We start from the raw sequence: 17,431 nt of genomic DNA on the forward strand, positions 1-17,431 counted from the left end.
ATGAATCCATGTGTGAATCACAAACAAAAGTGTTAATTAACGAGCAAATTACATTTTTCGGGGCAGGTTCAATGGCTGAGGCTATTATTCGTGGGATGACGAATCGTTCTGTCGTCAAACGTGGCGGTATTACCGTCATCAACCGCAGTAATCAGGCTCGTCTTGAAGAACTTCAACAGCAATACGGAGTATTGTTCCAAACTGAAGATGCCGCCAAAACTGAACTGCTGCGTCATTCTCCAGTGATCGTGCTTGCCATGAAGCCTAAAGATGCTGCCGGAGCACTTGAACAGCTTGGTCCCCTCCTGTCAGATGAACAGCTGATCATTTCAGTCATCGCCGGATTGTCTATTCGTACCATGCAAACGTTGCTTGGTCGTAAGCAGCCAATCGCGCGGACGATGCCCAATACATCCAGCTCGATTGGACTGGGAGCCACAGGCATCAGCTTTTCCAAGGAGATCAGCGAAAGTCAACGTAAAAACGTGCTTACAATGTTCGAATCTGTAGGTACAGTCACGGTTATAGAAGAAGAGAAAATGGATGTATTGACCGGCATTTCCGGAAGCGGCCCTGCGTATGTCTACTACTTAATGGAAGCCATGATTGCTGGGGGAATCCGCGGTGGCTTGACTCCTGAACAAGCGCACGAACTAACAGTGCAAACTGCGCTTGGTGCAGCACGCATGGTACAGCAGACCGGAGAGGAGCCTTCTGCCCTTCGTCACAAAATCATGTCTCCTAATGGCTCCACGGTAGCTGCATTGGAAACACTGGACAAAGGTGACTTCTACGAAACAGTGATTGCGGCGGTGCAGCGCTGCGCTGAACGATCCCGCGAGATGGGAGCTGTACTTAAGGAGGGAATTGAGTGAGCTATTGCCTGGCGACCTACCGAATATACGATGACAAAGCTGATTTTAACCAAAAGGCCCAATCTATTGCCATCGGCATGACGGTGGGCAGCTGGACTGAGCTCCCGCAGGCCAAGCGGGATGCGATGCAAAAACATCTCGGCTCTGTTCAATCTGTAGATATTCACGATGGAGGCCTCGGTGAGCGATACGCCGACTTGACGATTGCTTACCCGGATGTCAATTTCAGCCGAGACATTCCCGCATTGCTAGTTACAGTCTTCGGCAAAATTTCGATGGACGGCCGAATTAAGCTGATGAAGCTGGGGTTCTCGGAAGCATTCCTCTCTGCTTTTTCAGGACCGAAATTCGGTATCAGCGGCTTGCGCGAGCAGCTTGGCGTGTATGACCGGCCTCTGCTCATGAGCATTTTCAAATCCGTGATCGGGCTCAATTTGGACGAACTGCGTGAACAGTTTACCCGGCAGGCTCTCAGCGGCGTCGATCTGATCAAGGACGACGAGATCTTATTTGAAAATGCGCTGACGCCGATTGAAAAACGTGTCGAAGCCTGTATCCGAGCTGTCGAAGAGGCTGAGCGTGAAACTGGTAAAAAGCTGCTGTATGCCGCTAATTTAACCGGTCCAACCTCGCAGCTCAGGGCGCAAGCCCTCAAAGCTATCGACGCAGGCGCGAACGCGTTACTGTTTAACGTACTGGCCTACGGTTATGATGTGCTGCATGAACTTAGCAGCGATCCCGCCGTTTCAGTACCGATTGCAGCCCATCCTTCATTAGCAGGTGCTGCTTACCCCTCGCCTCATTATGGTATTTCGGCGTCCGTCCTGCTTGGTCAGCTTATGCGGCTGGCTGGCGCTGATCTCGTCCTCTTCCCTTCTCCTTACGGTTCAGTGACGATGCCGCGTGAGGAAAACATGGCGATCCGCGATGAGCTGATCACCCCTGATTCACCGCTGAAGGCCTGCATGCCTGTCCCTTCCGCAGGGATACACCCCGGCCTAGTGCCGCTCATTGTCCGCGATTTTGGTACCGATGTGGTGGTTAACGCTGGAGGCGGTATTCACGGACATCCGCTGGGTACGGAAGCTGGCGGACGCGCCTTTGTGCAAGCGATTGAAGCGGTCCAGCAAAATGTCCCGCTGGCACAATACGCCCGCACTCATCCCGAGCTGCAATCTGCGCTCGACACGTGGGGAGGCGAACGATGAGCACTGCCAAGAAGCCTGTCATTTTTTGCGATTTTGACGGGACCATTACAAACAGCGATAATATTGTCGCTATTATGAAGCATTTTAAGCCTGCGGGCTATGAGCCCATCATGCATCAAATCGTGAGCGGACATATGTCCATTCGTGAAGGCGTAGATGCGATGTTCGCCCTGATGCCTTCAGAGCTTAAAGAAGACATTATCTCATATGTACTTGGACAAGCGGGTATACGTGAGGGCTTTGCACGCTTTTTGGACTTTGTACGAGAGCAGCAGATTGAATTTTTTGTTACTAGCGGGGGCATTGATTTTTTTATTGATCCATTGCTAGAACCGTTCGACATCCCGCAGGATCACATCTTTTGCAACGGAGCGGACTTTTCCGGGGCTCACATCCAGATCACGTGGCCGCATCCATGTAATGAGCCGTGTAAGAATGACTGCGGCATGTGCAAAACGACCGTCATTCGTCAATACCCTCCCGAGCAATACGAACGGATTTTGATTGGCGACAGTCTGACCGATTTTGAAGGTGCCAAAATTGCCGATCTTGTGTACTCCCGCTCGCATCTGACATTAAAGTGTCAAGAGCTTGGCGTACCGCATGTACCCTTTGAGACATTTGATGATATTATCGAGGATTTAAAGCAAAAACAGGAGCAGGGGGTACTGTAATGAGTTTTAACTTGGCAGACATTTCATTCGAGGAAAAACGCCGTTCGCTGGAAGAACTCGCTGATGTCAAGGAGCTATTCGCCTCTCGTAACTGGTTCCCAGGCACAAGCGGCAATCTGTCGATCCGAATCGGTGATTTTCATCCTGGACAATTTTATTTTGCAGTCACCGCTAGCGGCAAGGATAAGACCAAACGCACTCCTGAGGATTTTCTGTTCGTAGACCAATACGGAAAAGCAGCAGAAGCCACAAACCTTAAGCCAAGTGCAGAGACGCTCATCCATTGCGAAATTTACCGCCTGACAGGCTGTGGAGCAGTTTTTCATGTGCATACCGTGTTTAACAACCTGATTTCTGAATACTACGGCGAGCAGGGTTTTGTACCTGTGCAAGGCATCGAGCTCATTAAGGCTTTTAACATTTGGGAGGAAAATGCCGCCATCCAGATTCCCGTGCTGCCAAATTATGCTGATATCGCCTCGATTGCCAAGCTGGTACCAGGCGTGCTGAATGATCAGGTTCCAGGAATTTTATTGCGTAATCATGGCATTTATGCATGGGGTCGTGATGTGTTTGAAGCTAAAAAGCATCTAGAGGCGTTTGAATTTCTGTTTGAAACGACCTATCGCTCCCTACTACTAAAAACTTCGAAATGAATAAATCATAAATATTAAAGATGCATATCATTGAATTGTAAAAGTGGTCATTGAATATCGAGAACGGAACCTAGCGAAAGCACGGAACGTTCTTTTTTTTATTAAAAAAGCAACCTGTCCTACTGGCGACATAAAATCTAATCTTTTTTTCTCAAATTGAGCTTTTAAATCCGATGAAGGTATCACTGAAAATTGAAAGGCAACTGGGGTGATAAGGTGAGTAAAGAATTAGAAGATATAATATTAAATTTAGAAAAGCAGTTAATGCATGCTCGAAGAGAGGATTTTGAAAGACTACTAGCTGATGACTATATTGAGTATGGTTCGTCGGGTCGGAAGTACGACAAGTCAATGCAAATAACCTTTTTAAAGGGTAAGTTTCCATTAGACTATATACCATTTGTGATTACTGACTTTAACATAAAGGTGTTATCTTCAGATTTTGTACATGCAACATACTGTACTGAGTCGATTGATACCGGAAATAAGTCATTAAGAAGTTCCATTTGGAAATTAAATGAAGGGCAATGGCAAATGATTTTTCATCAGGGAACCCCAACCCAGTAGGAGCCCATTCTAAACCCTCGATCTCCTAAATCCTACAAACATCTTAGAATATTTTCATTGCCTGGCAAATTCCTTTTACTTGATGTTGTAAAAAAACGTCCCCTATTGGGGACGTTCCAGCGTGAATTGCTCTCCTAGCTTCGCATAGTTGTTTCCAGCCAGCCGACTCACCGGACGCAACTCCTTGGCGATCACATATGTATTTTGGTACGCTTCCTCCGACAAATGATACTGCACTACACGCCCAATTAATAGATCACAGGCAGGTGTGTCCTCCTTACCTCCCAGCGGTATCACTTTCTCCAAAATACATTCCAACCGTATTTTCGCTTCAGTCACACCAGGAACGGCGATTTTTGTACTCTTAATCGGGGTAAGACCTGCCAGTGCAACCTCACTCTCCTCCGGCGCCAGACGGGAAGCCGTCACATTCACCGCCCCCACATTGTCTTCGTCTGTAATATGTACGACAAAAGCATTATGCTCCATCGCATTACGTGCTGTATCTTTGGAAACTCCATCGACACGCTGTACAGATACAGACAGCAGTGGCGGCTCAGCGGCAACGATGGAAAAATAACTGAACGGAGCACCATTCAGCACGCCTTCGCTGCTCAAAGTCGTTACAAACGCTACCGGCCTTGGGATAATACTTCCGGTCAACAGCTTATAATTTTCACGCTCTGTAAGTGTGTCAGGATTCAATGAAATCATTTTTTCCCTCTTTTCCGGTTACATTCGCTCTTCGAATGCATATCATCAAGTTACGCTCCCTTACAAGTATCGCGCGTATAATACAAAATGTAAAGCTGAAGCTGGAAACACTCTCTATTTTTCAATCACATTTCCCTGACTGTCACGCACAGTAACCGCTATTCCCTCAGGTACCGCAATGGTAACGTCCAGCTGATGATGTGTTTGCATAAAACGTGTGGGAACCTGGCTGAGAAGTACATATAGTGTATCTCCAATATGCTTGGTCTGATACAGCTCGGTTCCTTTGAAATCATCCTCATTGCCTGTATATACGTAACTCCCGAACACGTGCACCTCCGGTGAGGTGGTTGCGTCAATTTTGACCGCATAAGGATCTTCACCCTGCACAATCACCTTAGTTACTCCGGCAGGCAGTTTTTCATGCCAGTCTGGAAGGATCCTTGTTTCCTGAACCGAACTCATTATTTCTCTAACTTGCGGAGTGATCCCCAGTGAACTGACCAATGCAAATCCGATACAACAAAAAACCAATACCGCCGTAATAAACATACTGAACAGGTCATAGCGAATGCGCTCACGTGTTCCTTTCCAAGCGGTGTACATTAAAATTTCCAGTCCCAGTAAAACAAAAACGACAGGCCACCAGGTCAATGCCTGATCCAGTATACCTGCTCCCCAAAACTTGGAAGCAAACGTTACACCGCCCAGCAGCACCAAGAACAGCCCCATGGATAGCCTTCCGACTTTCCACACCCCTGTTGGCGCGTTGGAGTTCTTAGAGGGACCATTCTTATGGGATGAAGTGCCCAATAAGCCTATCGCCCCATTTACATCGTTCTGAGAGTGATGGGCTCCCTTGAAGGAAGCCTCACTCTTTGAAAATTCAGTATCCATTTTATCGTTTCTCCTTTGCTCGCTTAGATTTGGAATTACCGATCATCATCCAAACACCGCCGCCAATTAATAGGAAGGAGACAATAATGGTTCGTAAATACATGTCAACTATATTGTAAATTTGTCCATCCGGGAACAGACGGTCCAGTGTGGGAACAAGTACGTTAATCAGGATGTAGTATGCACCTAGCAGAAGCAGTCCCAAGCCTACCCAACGGTGATATTGAGCAAACATACCGATCACAGGCTTGTCGATCAGCTGCTCCTGTCCATAACGGCTTACCTGCTGCAATGCATCAAAAAAGCTGTAAAACCACACCACCGGGATTAGGAACAAAAAGAGTGAAAGATGCAGCACATCCAGTATATAGATAAATCCTAAAAACAGTAGCATGAGCTGGAGTCCACGTTTTTGCAAACCAATATACATATGCCCAGCACCGGGAAATACCGATAAAATGGTAGCCAACATTTTACTACGACGTCCCTCAACTCTTCCATACTCCAGTTCCTCAAACAAAGTCCGGTCCTGAAGAATGTCTCCGGCTTGTTTACGATGTACATGCTGCACCGCATCAAACATGCAATACAACCAAATAATCGGCAATACGCCCGCAAACGCCAAAAATCCGGATTCGTTCGTAATGCTCGTGATAAAGACAAGGATCGCTCCAAAGCCAAAGAAGGATAGCAGAAAAGACAAACCACGCTGCATCAGCCCCAAATGAAGGTGCCCCAATCCAGGAATAAATGACAGCAAAATCGTAAAAAATCGTTCATTGTCCGATCCTTTTTGAAAAGCAGGTGATCCTGCCATACCATAATGTCCTTGTTGATAATGGTTATACCCCGGCGCATATCCCATACCTGCCCCCGGGGCATTCGTGCCTGTGTCTGTTGCCCCCTCTGGTACCTCTCCTGTTAAATCAGCCTGTCCATAAGGTCCACTTTGCGAGTAAAAGCCATATGGATTGGGTCCTGCATGAGGGGGATAAGGAGCAGCGACTGCGCGAGGATCGTAACGTAATAAGCTAATCACGATATGCAGCATGCTGAGTCCCCATAAAAGAGCAGCAATAAAAATACTCACCAAAAAAGGCGTTCCGTCACTTGCTACCACTGAAAAAAATATTCCCCCTGCCAGACATCCGAAAAACAAAATGGTATATACAAACGCATTGGCTTTTCTGGTCCAGTAATAGTGTCCTACACCCGGAATAATGTTCAATAGAAATGCCAAGAGCTTGCTTCGTTCCGTATAAGGCATTGCTACACTTCCTTTCTATTTACGGGATCTTGATACAAATTCCCAACAGATGGTTGACTTTAAACTTGTTCATCTTACCCTTAACTTAATTTAGGGCTTTAATTTATCGAGCCAGGTTGTCGTAGCTTGCATGACTTCTTCACTGTAAGAGACGCGTTCTTTTGGAGGAATCGGCTTATCGCCTGTTTGCGGCATCATTTTGTCAAAGGCTCCACTGGACAGCAAGATCAACGTCAGACTTGCGGCAACAACATAGTGAAACACAGGTTTTTCAAACCAGCGGCGTTTTTTGAACAAAACTTGATTTGGTTCCATTTCTATCTCGGGAAGAACAGCCATTACCTGATCTGTGAAGCGCTCCGTGTCCATCCAGGCAGAGTAATCTTTCAAGGTTGGCTCTAATTGCTCCAGTGCAACAAGATATAGCATAAGCGCCTGTTCATCTTCCAATAAGAGCTTTTCCAGTCGGGTAGATTCCTCTATCGAACAAGCACCTGTAATATATGCATGCCAGTCATTCGTTTGCCCTTCTATCCACGGTCTATCCTGTTGGTCAGTCATTGCCATTCCTCCTCCTTCCAGTGATTTCGAATCCATAGTCGTGCCCGATAGAGTCTGGACTCTACCGTTTTTAAAGCTACCTGCGTCTCTTCTGCAATTTGGTCGTAGGTTTTACCCTGCATATAGTAAGCTTGAATAATATCCCGATGCTGCTGGGGTAACTGGGCGATTTTTTGTGATAGTTCTACCGTTTGCTCTTCGCGAATGAGACGGGCCAGTACATCCTCATCCGGGGAAGGGAGCTGCACAAGGGATTGCGCCACGTCTATAAGCTCTGCGGGCCGCCTGTCTTGTTTACGTTTGATATCCAACGCTTTGTGGAGCGCAATTCGGCTCAGCCACGTTTTAAACCCTTCGTTCCGGTACTGGGGGAGAGACTTGTATACCTGAACGAACGCCTCCTGCGCGGCATCCTCCGCTTCCTTGCTGTCATGCAGTACCGAATAGGCCACATGAAATACATGCTTGCTGTACAGCTCTACGATCTCACGGAACGCCTGCCGATCACCAGACCGGATTCGTTCAATGATTCTCTCTATATCAATGACGCTCTCCCCCTTCCCAATACTATAGACGCCAGGAATTTTTCTCCCCCTGCATATTTCGAAAAAAAATTTAAAAAGGACACCCCCTCCAAATCGGAAAGGTGTGTCCTCTATCATTAAAGTCTACTTAATCACTTTAATTTTCTGCCCTTCATCTGCACAGGCGAAACTCCCCGGTTGTCCATGTATCGCCCTTTCAATGTGAAAGCCATAGTGCATCAATTTACTACCTAAAAGGCTCAGTCTGCTACTTTAATTGCGACCGCCACCACGGAATCGCTGGGCATATTCTTTCGCATCCTGTGCATTACGGACCCGGTTTCGGCTCCATTCTAGCAAAATACGATCTATATACCGGAAATGTACCTTCCCAGCAAACACCGCTTCCTTCAAAGCCAGTAAAATCAGTTCCTCCGGATACCGATCCTGATCCACCCAACTGCTGATCGTCTCGTACTCCATCGGTGATAATGGTCGTCCGAATTCTTTCTCAAAAATCGTAAATAAATTTCGTTCTTCTGTAATTGGGGATTCTGATAATCCATTCAGTAAATCGGGCTTCCCGGCAAACAAAATGTCATCTTCATCGCGCTGCTCCGAACGCTCGGCGATCATACATTCAGCCAGCTTGCGATACAGACCCGCCAAGTTATAACGTTCAAATTGGACGGATGAGCTGCGGTCTTCCACGGAATCTATTCGCAAAAACCCTTCTTTCATGAGCTTACTGAAATAAAGCGCGATTTCGTTTGCAGTGCATCCGATACGAGCCTGCAATTGCTCCCATGTCGGAAATTCATTACGTTCCGCTTGTTTAAATGCAAGTAACTGCATCAGTAGCAGCATTTCACCATCCGTCAGCCGAAGCGTCCGATAATGCTTGAGCAGAGCGTAGGGAATTTGAACCATTCCGGTTTCCATAGCATAGGCTACTCCCTCCGCCCATTCTGCCGCTGATGTCTTGTCGAATGATCCTGTCATTGATTATGGATACAAACGATACAGCATGCGTGGGAACGGAATCGTTTCACGTACATGATCGAGTCCACAAATCCATGCTACTGTACGCTCCAGTCCCAATCCAAAGCCAGAATGCGGAACGGAACCATATGTGCGAAGATCCATATACCATTGATAGGCTTCACGTGCCAGGTTATGCTCGTTAAAACGCTCTTCCATCAATGCTGGATCATCAATCCGTTGGGAACCCCCGATAATTTCGCCATAACCTTCAGGAGCGATCATATCAGCACACAGAACAACCTCTGGGCGGGATGGGTCAGGTTTCATATAGAATGCTTTAATGTGAGTCGGCCAATGCGTAATGAACACAGGCTTGTTATATCTTTCGGCAATAGCTGTTTCATGAGGAGCACCAAAGTCTTCCCCCCACGGGATATCGAATCCTTCACCTTGAAGGAAGGCAATCGCCTCATCGTACGTAATCCGTGGGAACTCGCCTTGAATTTGCTCCAGCTTCGAAACATCGCGTCCGATGGCTTCAAGCTCCTTCGCACAATTTTTCAGAACAGACTGCACGATATGGCTTACAAACTGCTCCTGAACGCGCAAGGATTCTTCATGATCCACAAAAGCCATCTCAGGCTCGATCATCCAGAACTCAATCAGGTGACGACGTGTTTTGGACTTTTCCGCACGGAAGGTTGGACCAAAGGAATATACTTTACCCAGCGCCATTGCCGCAGCTTCCATGTACAACTGCCCGCTTTGTGTCAAATAGGCATCTTCGTCAAAATATTTGATATGGAACAACTCTGTTGTGCCTTCTGCAGAAGAAGGAGTCAAAATAGGCGGGTCTACCTTCGTAAAACCGTTGCCGTTGAAAAATTCCTGTACAGCACGGATAATTTCCGCCCGTATGATCAGAACTGCACGTTGCTTGGCGGAACGCAGCCACAAATGGCGATGATCCATTAGGAAATCTACACCGTGCTCTTTAGGGGTAATCGGGTAGTTTTCGGTCAAATGAATTATTTCTATACCTGTAACCGTTAATTCATAGCCCGATTGACTGCGCGGCTCCTCACGCACGATTCCAGTTACATATAGGGAGCTTTCTTGAGTCAAGGATTTGGCATCATTCCAAATATCCTCAGACACTTCGCTTTTTACGATAACCCCTTGAATATACCCGCTACCATCACGTAGTTGCAGGAACTGAATTTTACCGCTAGACCGCTTATTGTTTACCCAAGCGCCGATTGTAACCGTTTCCCCTACATGGCGGCCCACTTGGGCAATCGTACTTTTATTTGTCATGACCGTCTCTCTCCTTGAACCGAAAATCAAACAGCCCTTCCCCTTGGGTCAGGCTGTTTGCTCTCGCTGTTTGGTGCATGTGGTACTTAAACCATAGTTCCACATGTATAAAGTTTACACTTAGGGACCGAACTACTGAACCAGACGGAACGTGTCACGGGCAATTACCAGTTCTTCGTTTGTTGGAATGATCAGTACTTCTACCTTTGAATTTGCAGTTGTAATCCGGCGAATCTCGCCAGAACGAATAGCATTCAATGATTCATCCAGCTCGATACCGAGGAATGTCAGTTGTTCCAACACTCTCTTACGCAGAACGATGGAGTTCTCGCCTACGCCTGCCGTAAATACAATTACGTCTACCCCGTTCATTGCGGCAGCATACGAACCAATATACTTGCGCAGACGGTATTCATACATTTCAAATGCCAATGTAGAATTAGCTTCGCCTTTTTCCATACCTTCAGTGATTTCACGCATATCACTGCTGATACCAGAAATAGCTAGAAGTCCACTATGCTTGTTCAGCATCGAATTGACCTCATTGACAGTCAATTCTTCTTTGTTCATGACATAAGGTACGATTGCTGGATCCAAATCACCACTACGAGTACCCATCATCAGTCCTTCCAGTGGAGTCATACCCATGGAAGTATCTACAGACAAACCGCCTTGAACTGCTGTTACACTACCACCATTACCGATATGGCAAGTGATAATCTTCAGGTCTTCCAAAGGACGGCCGACAAATTTGGCAGCTTCCTTACTTACAAAGTCATGGGAAGTGCCGTGTGCACCGTAACGACGAACCTTGTACTTATTGTACAACACTCTTGGTATGGCGTACATATAAGCTTTTTCTGGCATCGTTTGATGGAACGAAGTATCAAATACCACAACTTGTGGTACTTCTGGCATATTCAATTCAGCCGCTTTAATCCCCATCATGGATGCTGGGTTATGCAGTGGAGCCAGGTCGAACAAGCGACGGATTTCACTCTTCGCTTCAGGAGTTACGAGCGCTGACTGTTTGAAGATTTCGCCTCCATGAACCACACGATGGCCCACAGCCTGAATTTCGCTAATGCTGGAGATGACACCATGCTCTGCATCTGTGAGTGCATTCAGCACTTTACGGATGGCAGTAGTATGCTCCAAAATTTCGCTAACTTCAGTGTATTCTTCCTTATTGGTTGGTTTATGCGTCAGAATCGAAGAGTCCATACCGATACGCTCTACCAATCCTTTTGCCAAAACGGACTCGTCCGTCATATCATACAATTGGTATTTCAGGGAAGAACTCCCTGCGTTGATTACGAGAATTTTCATATCCGGTCACCATCCTTGTCATACTTAAAGAAGCCTTCGCCCGATTTTACGCCCAGATTACCTGCACGCACCATTTTCTTCAGGACGATGGACGGACGGTATTTCAGTTCGCCAAATTCACGGAACATCCGCTCCAAAGCAGCCAAAACGGAATCCAGACCAAAGCGGTCAGCCATTTCCAAAGGACCGTTTTGGAAGTTGTAGCCGATGCGCATAGCATCGTCAATATCTTCCGCAGAAGCTACGCCCTCTTGAAGTACATGAGCTGCTTCGTTAATTAGCAGACAGATAATCCGGCTAGTTACAAAGCCAGGAGATTCATAAATCATGACTCCTTTTTTCTCCACGATTTCTTCTACGAACATTTTCGTGTTTTCAAAGGTATCGTCTGAAGTTTTCAAACCACGAATAATTTCTACAAGATCAATACGGGATACTGGATAAATAAAGTGCATACCAATAACACGCTCTGGATACTTGGTCGAGCTGGCAAGCTCGGTCAGGCTCAGCGTGGATGTATTACTTGCAAGAATAATGTTGCTTGGACACACATGATCCAGCTCTTGGAAAACAACTTTCTTCTCGTCCAGATTCTCTGTGATTGTTTCAATGACCATATCACAGCTAGCGAGCTCCGCCAGATGGGATACTTTTTCAATGCGAGATAAAATCAGTTTTTTCTCTGCTTGGGTGATTGCCCACTTTTCCAGTTGCTTGTCTAGACTTGTTTCAATCATATTATAAGCGTAGTCTAGTTTCTCTGGTGTCTGCTCTACTAGCAGCACATCGATTCCTTTGGACGCGAGCATTTCAGAAATACCTTGTCCCATGGTGCCGCCGCCAATGACGCCGATTTTTTTAAATTGCATGGTTCTTAACTCCACCCTTTCCTGGTCACTCTCATATATTGTATCCTTCTTTGTCGAAAAATACATGTTTATGTCCCAATAGATAATAATATCTTAGCACGGACTAAAAGTAAAAAAAAATAACCAGCATAAAAAATTATGCTGGTAATAAAGCATTTTCACTAAATTGACATCTAAATTGATCCCCGGACAGAGTTTCTTCCTTCATCAGAATGTCAAGAGAATTGTCGAACACAGGACGATGCTTTTCCAGCAACTCCAAAGTCCGATTATGCAGGTCATTCATAATTTCGCCATTTTCCCGCATAAGTTCCTCTTTTGTAACCATTTCCATGTTAATAATCCCAAGAGAAGTCAAACCGGAAGTCATCATCGTATGAACAATGTTCAGCGCCTGCTCAAAATCATTACTTGAGCCCGTACTTCGACCGCCATAGTACATTTCTTCCGCAGTAGCCCCTGCGAGCGAGATCATAATCTGCTCCTCCAGGTACTGCTTGGTATATAAATAATGTTCTTGCTGTGGATTGTGACGCACGTAACCGAGCGCTTTCCCACGCGGGCTGAGCGCTACTTGACTTACGCTACCAGGACGGACGATTTCAGCCATAATAGCATGTCCCAGCTCGTGAATCGCTACACGCTTTTTCTCTTCCAATGTTGATTCTCGGTCTGTTTTTTCACCCATCATCACCTTGTCAATCGCCATGGATAGATGACTCTGCGCAATCATTTGACGATCCTGTCTCATTGCATAGATGGCCGCTTCATTCATGACGCTCTCCAACTGTGCACCGGAAAAACCGTAAGACTCCTCAGCGATTTTGTCCAAATTAGCATCTTCCTGAATCGGTTTGTTTTTGGCATGAATTTTAAGGATATGAAGACGGCCCTTCTTATCAGGCAAGTCTACTTGAATATGGCGGTCAAAGCGTCCTGGACGCGTTAAGGCGCTGTCCAGCATTTCTTTACGGTTTGTTGCCGCAATAAGTAATATCCGCGGTGTATCTGCCGAATAAATGCCATCCATTTCTGTCAGCAACTGATTCAAAGTCTGATCATATTCTCGTTGCTGTCCACCCTCACGCTTACCACCAATAACATCAATCTCGTCAATAAAAATAATTGCATTTTCTTTCTTTTCCTTGGCTGCACGAGTGCGAGCCTCCCGAAACAACTCACGGACACGACCTGCACCGACACCCACGTACATTTCAACAAATTCACTGCCTGAAGCTGCAACAAACACAGAATTGGTGTAGTGTGCAGCTGCTTTCGCCATCAGCGTTTTTCCTGTTCCCGGAGGGCCTGTAAGCAAAACGCCTTTCAATGGACGAATACCAAACTTGGAAATTTCATCATGCCGATTCAAAAAATCCAAGGCTTCACGCAATTCCTGTTTAGCGCTTTCTTGTCCACCAATTTCCTCAAAAGTCAGCTTGTCCGGACCATTTTTTTTACGTTTGCGCTCTTGCCCGGCACCTACGGCCAAGCCGCCACGAGCATGCATGAGCATTAACAAGCCGCTGAGCATCACGCCCGCAACCAGAAGAGGGATAATATTCACCCCAATAAAAACGAGAAATATAATGGTCACCGGCACAATACCGATTAATATTTCCTTGATCCATCTAGGCATTAGGCCATACCCCCATTTGCTGAGATTGACGTGGCAAAACGATAAACTTAGTCGCATTGCCTTCGCTGAGTCGGATATAGACATTGTTTGAATCCATATCGGTATCAGCCTTGATACCTGCTTTTTTCTTTTTCATCTGCTCAACTGTAGATGAAATTTGAGTATACTTTTTATTTTCCATCGCTTCGGCTACAGGAAACATAGCCTCAGACCACCATTGATTCAGTGCTGAATTGGAACGATCTGCGATATCCAGCTTAATGGTACGGCTGCCAATGATGGATTGCCCTTTTTGCTTAACCACATCGACCAATCCGGCCACATCCGCCTGCGGTTTGAGATCTAGTTTCAATACGACCTGATCCTGTTTAATATCTATTTGAGCGCTTGTCACGCCTGGATATTGAGATACCAGTTTTTCCAGAGGACTTTGCATTGTAACCTGACGGTAAATGAACCATCCCCCAAACATCAACAAGGCTGCCAAAACGGCCGCCACAACAATAGGAACTGCACGCAATTTCAAACAACATCCTCCTCTCAAAATGTAAAACCCAGAAGAAACGGGACGAATGTCAACAAACAACCAAATTGCATGATCTTATAGAGATCAGCAACTCGTTTTTCTATCATTTTTGTCTATCACTTATAAAATATAGTATATCATAACGTGAATCTAATATCGAAGGCAATGTGTGGAGGAGTTGTGATTTTCGTAGTAGCAAAAAAAGACGCAAATACGATTTAATCGCATTTGCGTCTTTTCAACTTCAATCAGTCATTCTTTTAACAATACATTGTTTTCACCATCACTACTCCCATAGCACGCTAGTAATTAGGCAAAGTATACTTTATCCCCGTCGATGCTCCATCTGAGAAACGGTAAAAGGTATAGTTATGATGGCTTTCATCATCGTAAAACAGTTGCCATACATATTCGCCATTGAACACACTCGGTTGGAGCCTTACAATTTTTGCATTTGGAAGTTGCTGCTGAATTATCGCTGTCATTTTTTGCTCGTCGACTCCGTTTTTCATCAGCTCGGTATGAACACCGCTTGGATCTGCGATAGGTACGTTAGGTTGTCCTTCCATTTTTTGAAAAGGAACCCACACCATTATATTTTCATTCTGTGCGTTTTTTCCTTGAACCACCCAATAAATCTGATCCCACACAGACTTCCAAGTCTGAGTCGTGCTAACCAGACCACCTGATTGCTTGGCCTTAATGATAGCGGCATTTTTCTCAGCCACCTGGTCTTGAGTAACATAGGAATAATACCAGAAAATGCTGACCAGGATCAGTATTACGGCCAAAATGGCGACCGCTATCCATTTCTTCTTATTTTTCAAACCTGTGCTTCCTCTCTAAGGGGATGTGACACCTGAATTAGCGCGACAGCAGCCCTTCAAAGGCGGCTTGTGCCTCATGTTTGATACGTTCCTCGTCCATCGTCAGGCATTCGCCGTTTTTCACAACCTGACGACCGTCTACCCACACATGAGCCACGTCTTTGGCACTTGCAGAGTATACGGCATGGGAAATAAGATCTGTACGCGGCAAGAAGTGGGCCTGATTCAGATCTAGCGCGATAAAGTCAGCCTTGTTGCCTGCTGCCAGCGCTCCTACTTCTTTTAAACCAATCGACTTTGCACCATACTCTGTTGCCAGACGCAGTGCTTCATTTGCAGGAACTGCTGTTGGGTCGCCAGATACTCCCTTGTGAATGAGTGCCGCCAGACGCATTTCCTCGAACATATCCAGGTTATTATTGCTGGCAGGACCGTCTGTTCCAAGAGAAACAGTAACTCCTGCACGCAGCAATTCAGGCACTCTAGCTACACCACTTGCCAGCTTCAAGTTGCTGCCTGGATTATGTGAAACCGCCACACCTCGTTCCGCTAATAAAGCTATCTCTTCGTCGTTCAAGTGTACGCCGTGGGCAACAAGTGAAGGGCGGGAGAAAAAGCCAAGCTTATCTAAGTGTGCAACTGGACGCAAACCGTAGTCGCGTACGTTTTGCTCAACTTCGGCTATGGTCTCGGACATGTGCGTATGCAATGGTAAATCGAGATCATGTGCTGCTTGAACAAATTTCTCAATAAACGCTGGCGGGCATGTGTATGGGGCATGCGGAGACATCATCGTTGTGATACGTCCGTCTGCTTTTCCATGCCAGTTACGGGCAAAAGTCACGGCCTCAGCCAGCTTGATCCGCTGTTCTTCTTCTGAACAGAGTCCAATGGCTCCACGCATCAAACTTGCACGGATGCCCGACTCTTCAGCTACACGTGCCACCTCATCCATATGATCGTACATATCCAGGAAAGTTGTGGTTCCACCTTTCAGCATTTCCAGCACTGACAAGGATGTTCCCCAGTACACATCCGTAGATGTAAACTTGGCTTCCATAGGCCACATTTTTTCCTGAAGCCACACTTGAAGTGCCAAGTCATCTCCATACCCTCGCAGCAGAGACATCGCCGCATGACCATGAGTATTAATCAGACCAGGCAAAAACAATAACCCGTTACCGTCGATTGCTTCTGTCTCTTCCTCACCCGCAGGCAGAGTCTCGCCAATGTAAGTAATACGGCTATCCTCCACAATCATAAAACCATGGATTACCCCAGCTTCAGGTCCATTCACGGCAAAAGAACCGTTTTTAATCATCCATTTATTCACTGTCATATTGTGCTTCTTCCTTTCCGTCCTCCAGATAATAAGCGAGGCTAAGCAAATCAGTTGTAAAGTCTGTGGCATGTATCCGAATGTTAGCCGGTGCCTTGAGAATGATAGGTGCAAAGTTTAAAATCGCTCCAATTCCACTCTCAATGAGCCTATCAGCTACGTGTTGTGCCTCAAAATCAGGTACAGTAATAATCCCGATTCGAATATTTTTTTCTTTCACAGTCGCTTCCAATTCATCCATCGGCTGAACGACTAAGGTATTGATTCTGGTCCCAACCTTATCCGGGAACGCATCAAATACCGCCACAATCTTCATATTGTCTTTTAAATAAGCGTTATAGTTTGATAGGGCTTGACCCAGATTACCCGCTCCGACCAATACTACATTAATTTGCTGGTCGATTTTCAGGATATGGCGTATTTTCTCAATTAGATAAGAAACATCATAACCGATGCCCTTCCGACCAAAATCGCCAAAATAGGCAAGATCTTTACGAATTTGGGCCGGATTCAAATCTAACCTCTGTCCCAGCTCTTGAGAAGAGACCGTAGCCACCTCCCGTTTGTGCAGTGCATTCAGATAACGTAAATATACGGGTAATCTCCGTACGACAGCCTCTGAAATTTTATCTGATTTCATACTTGCTCCCCCTAATTG

The 17,431-nt window shown here is 46.0% G+C and carries 19 protein-coding genes; 5 read left to right on the top strand and 14 right to left on the bottom strand.

The genetic code is table 11. The features are described 5' to 3' along the window. Nucleotides 1-8 precede the first annotated feature (8 nt). From proC to EGM68_RS14755, 5 genes are all read left to right on the top strand, one after another. Nucleotides 9-875 carry a pyrroline-5-carboxylate reductase gene (proC, locus tag EGM68_RS14735; protein WP_013371619.1) on the top strand — a complete coding sequence of 289 codons (867 nt, stop codon included), beginning with the start codon at nucleotides 9-11 and terminating at the stop codon, nucleotides 873-875. Continuing rightward, nucleotides 872-2,083 (top strand): 2,3-diketo-5-methylthiopentyl-1-phosphate enolase, encoded by a 1,212-nt coding sequence (locus EGM68_RS14740; RefSeq protein ID WP_129549495.1) that lies wholly within the window; start codon nucleotides 872-874, stop codon nucleotides 2,081-2,083. The genes proC and EGM68_RS14740 overlap by 4 nt, the downstream gene beginning before the upstream one ends. After that, entirely contained in the window at nucleotides 2,080-2,757 is a 678-nt protein-coding gene (locus tag EGM68_RS14745) for a 2-hydroxy-3-keto-5-methylthiopentenyl-1-phosphate phosphatase (RefSeq protein WP_129549496.1), read from the top strand. Before EGM68_RS14740 ends, EGM68_RS14745 begins: the two co-directional genes overlap by 4 nt. Continuing rightward, nucleotides 2,757-3,413: a methylthioribulose 1-phosphate dehydratase gene (locus tag EGM68_RS14750; RefSeq protein ID WP_129549497.1), complete on the top strand. Its 657-nt coding sequence runs from the start codon at nucleotides 2,757-2,759 to the stop codon at nucleotides 3,411-3,413. Before EGM68_RS14745 ends, EGM68_RS14750 begins: the two co-directional genes overlap by 1 nt. Before the next feature lie 216 nt (nucleotides 3,414-3,629). Further along, nucleotides 3,630-3,980, top strand: coding sequence for a nuclear transport factor 2 family protein (locus EGM68_RS14755; protein WP_129549498.1), 351 nt, complete (start codon nucleotides 3,630-3,632; stop codon nucleotides 3,978-3,980). A 102-nt stretch (nucleotides 3,981-4,082) separates the two neighbouring features. Here the strand turns inward: EGM68_RS14755 and EGM68_RS14760 are convergent, their stop codons facing one another. The 14 genes from EGM68_RS14760 to EGM68_RS14825 form a co-directional block, all read right to left on the bottom strand. Beyond that, nucleotides 4,083-4,694, bottom strand: coding sequence for a flavin reductase family protein (locus EGM68_RS14760; protein ID WP_013371623.1), 612 nt, complete (start codon nucleotides 4,692-4,694; stop codon nucleotides 4,083-4,085). A 114-nt stretch (nucleotides 4,695-4,808) separates the two neighbouring features. After that, nucleotides 4,809-5,591 (bottom strand): hypothetical protein, encoded by a 783-nt coding sequence (locus tag EGM68_RS14765; protein ID WP_040103510.1) that lies wholly within the window; start codon nucleotides 5,589-5,591, stop codon nucleotides 4,809-4,811. 1 nt (nucleotide 5,592) lies between these two features. Further along, complete coding sequence (locus EGM68_RS14770) at nucleotides 5,593-6,858, bottom strand: hypothetical protein (RefSeq protein ID WP_040103509.1); 1,266 nt, start codon at nucleotides 6,856-6,858, stop codon at nucleotides 5,593-5,595. Nucleotides 6,859-6,948: 90 nt separating this feature from the next. Next, nucleotides 6,949-7,419, bottom strand: coding sequence for a hypothetical protein (locus tag EGM68_RS14775; protein WP_040103508.1), 471 nt, complete (start codon nucleotides 7,417-7,419; stop codon nucleotides 6,949-6,951). Continuing rightward, the gene (locus EGM68_RS14780) at nucleotides 7,416-8,081 is read right to left on the bottom strand and encodes an RNA polymerase sigma factor (RefSeq protein WP_129549499.1); all 666 of its coding nucleotides are present in this window, start codon (nucleotides 8,079-8,081) and stop codon (nucleotides 7,416-7,418) included. Before EGM68_RS14780 ends, EGM68_RS14775 begins: the two co-directional genes overlap by 4 nt. A gap of 135 nt (nucleotides 8,082-8,216) precedes the next feature. Then, complete coding sequence (locus EGM68_RS14785) at nucleotides 8,217-8,945, bottom strand: DnaD domain-containing protein (protein ID WP_013371628.1); 729 nt, start codon at nucleotides 8,943-8,945, stop codon at nucleotides 8,217-8,219. A gap of 3 nt (nucleotides 8,946-8,948) precedes the next feature. After that, a complete protein-coding gene (gene asnS, locus EGM68_RS14790; RefSeq protein WP_025678555.1) occupies nucleotides 8,949-10,244 on the bottom strand; it encodes an asparagine--tRNA ligase in 1,296 nt (431 codons plus the stop codon). 132 nt (nucleotides 10,245-10,376) lie between these two features. Further along, nucleotides 10,377-11,573, bottom strand: a complete 1,197-nt coding sequence (locus tag EGM68_RS14795; protein ID WP_013371630.1) for an acetate/propionate family kinase — start codon at nucleotides 11,571-11,573, stop codon at nucleotides 10,377-10,379. Continuing rightward, nucleotides 11,570-12,442, bottom strand: a complete 873-nt coding sequence (locus EGM68_RS14800; protein ID WP_013371631.1) for a 3-hydroxyacyl-CoA dehydrogenase family protein — start codon at nucleotides 12,440-12,442, stop codon at nucleotides 11,570-11,572. The genes EGM68_RS14795 and EGM68_RS14800 overlap by 4 nt, the downstream gene beginning before the upstream one ends. A gap of 136 nt (nucleotides 12,443-12,578) precedes the next feature. Then, the gene (locus tag EGM68_RS14805) at nucleotides 12,579-14,081 is read right to left on the bottom strand and encodes an AAA family ATPase (protein WP_013371632.1); all 1,503 of its coding nucleotides are present in this window, start codon (nucleotides 14,079-14,081) and stop codon (nucleotides 12,579-12,581) included. Next, nucleotides 14,074-14,607 carry a hypothetical protein gene (locus EGM68_RS14810; protein WP_013371633.1) on the bottom strand — a complete coding sequence of 178 codons (534 nt, stop codon included), beginning with the start codon at nucleotides 14,605-14,607 and terminating at the stop codon, nucleotides 14,074-14,076. Before EGM68_RS14810 ends, EGM68_RS14805 begins: the two co-directional genes overlap by 8 nt. A 302-nt stretch (nucleotides 14,608-14,909) precedes the next feature. Then, the gene (locus EGM68_RS14815; RefSeq protein ID WP_040103505.1) at nucleotides 14,910-15,434 is read right to left on the bottom strand and encodes a cell wall elongation regulator TseB-like domain-containing protein; all 525 of its coding nucleotides are present in this window, start codon (nucleotides 15,432-15,434) and stop codon (nucleotides 14,910-14,912) included. 37 nt (nucleotides 15,435-15,471) lie between these two features. After that, on the bottom strand, nucleotides 15,472-16,773 hold the full coding sequence (locus tag EGM68_RS14820; RefSeq protein ID WP_013371637.1) for an amidohydrolase: 1,302 nt from the start codon (nucleotides 16,771-16,773) through the stop codon (nucleotides 15,472-15,474). After that, the gene (locus tag EGM68_RS14825) at nucleotides 16,760-17,413 is read right to left on the bottom strand and encodes a redox-sensing transcriptional repressor Rex (RefSeq protein ID WP_016822178.1); all 654 of its coding nucleotides are present in this window, start codon (nucleotides 17,411-17,413) and stop codon (nucleotides 16,760-16,762) included. The genes EGM68_RS14820 and EGM68_RS14825 overlap by 14 nt, the downstream gene beginning before the upstream one ends. Nucleotides 17,414-17,431: the final 18 nt, after the last annotated feature.

Source organism: Paenibacillus sp. M-152, from assembly GCF_003856555.1.
GTDB classification, from domain to species: domain Bacteria; phylum Bacillota; class Bacilli; order Paenibacillales; family Paenibacillaceae; genus Paenibacillus; species Paenibacillus polymyxa_C.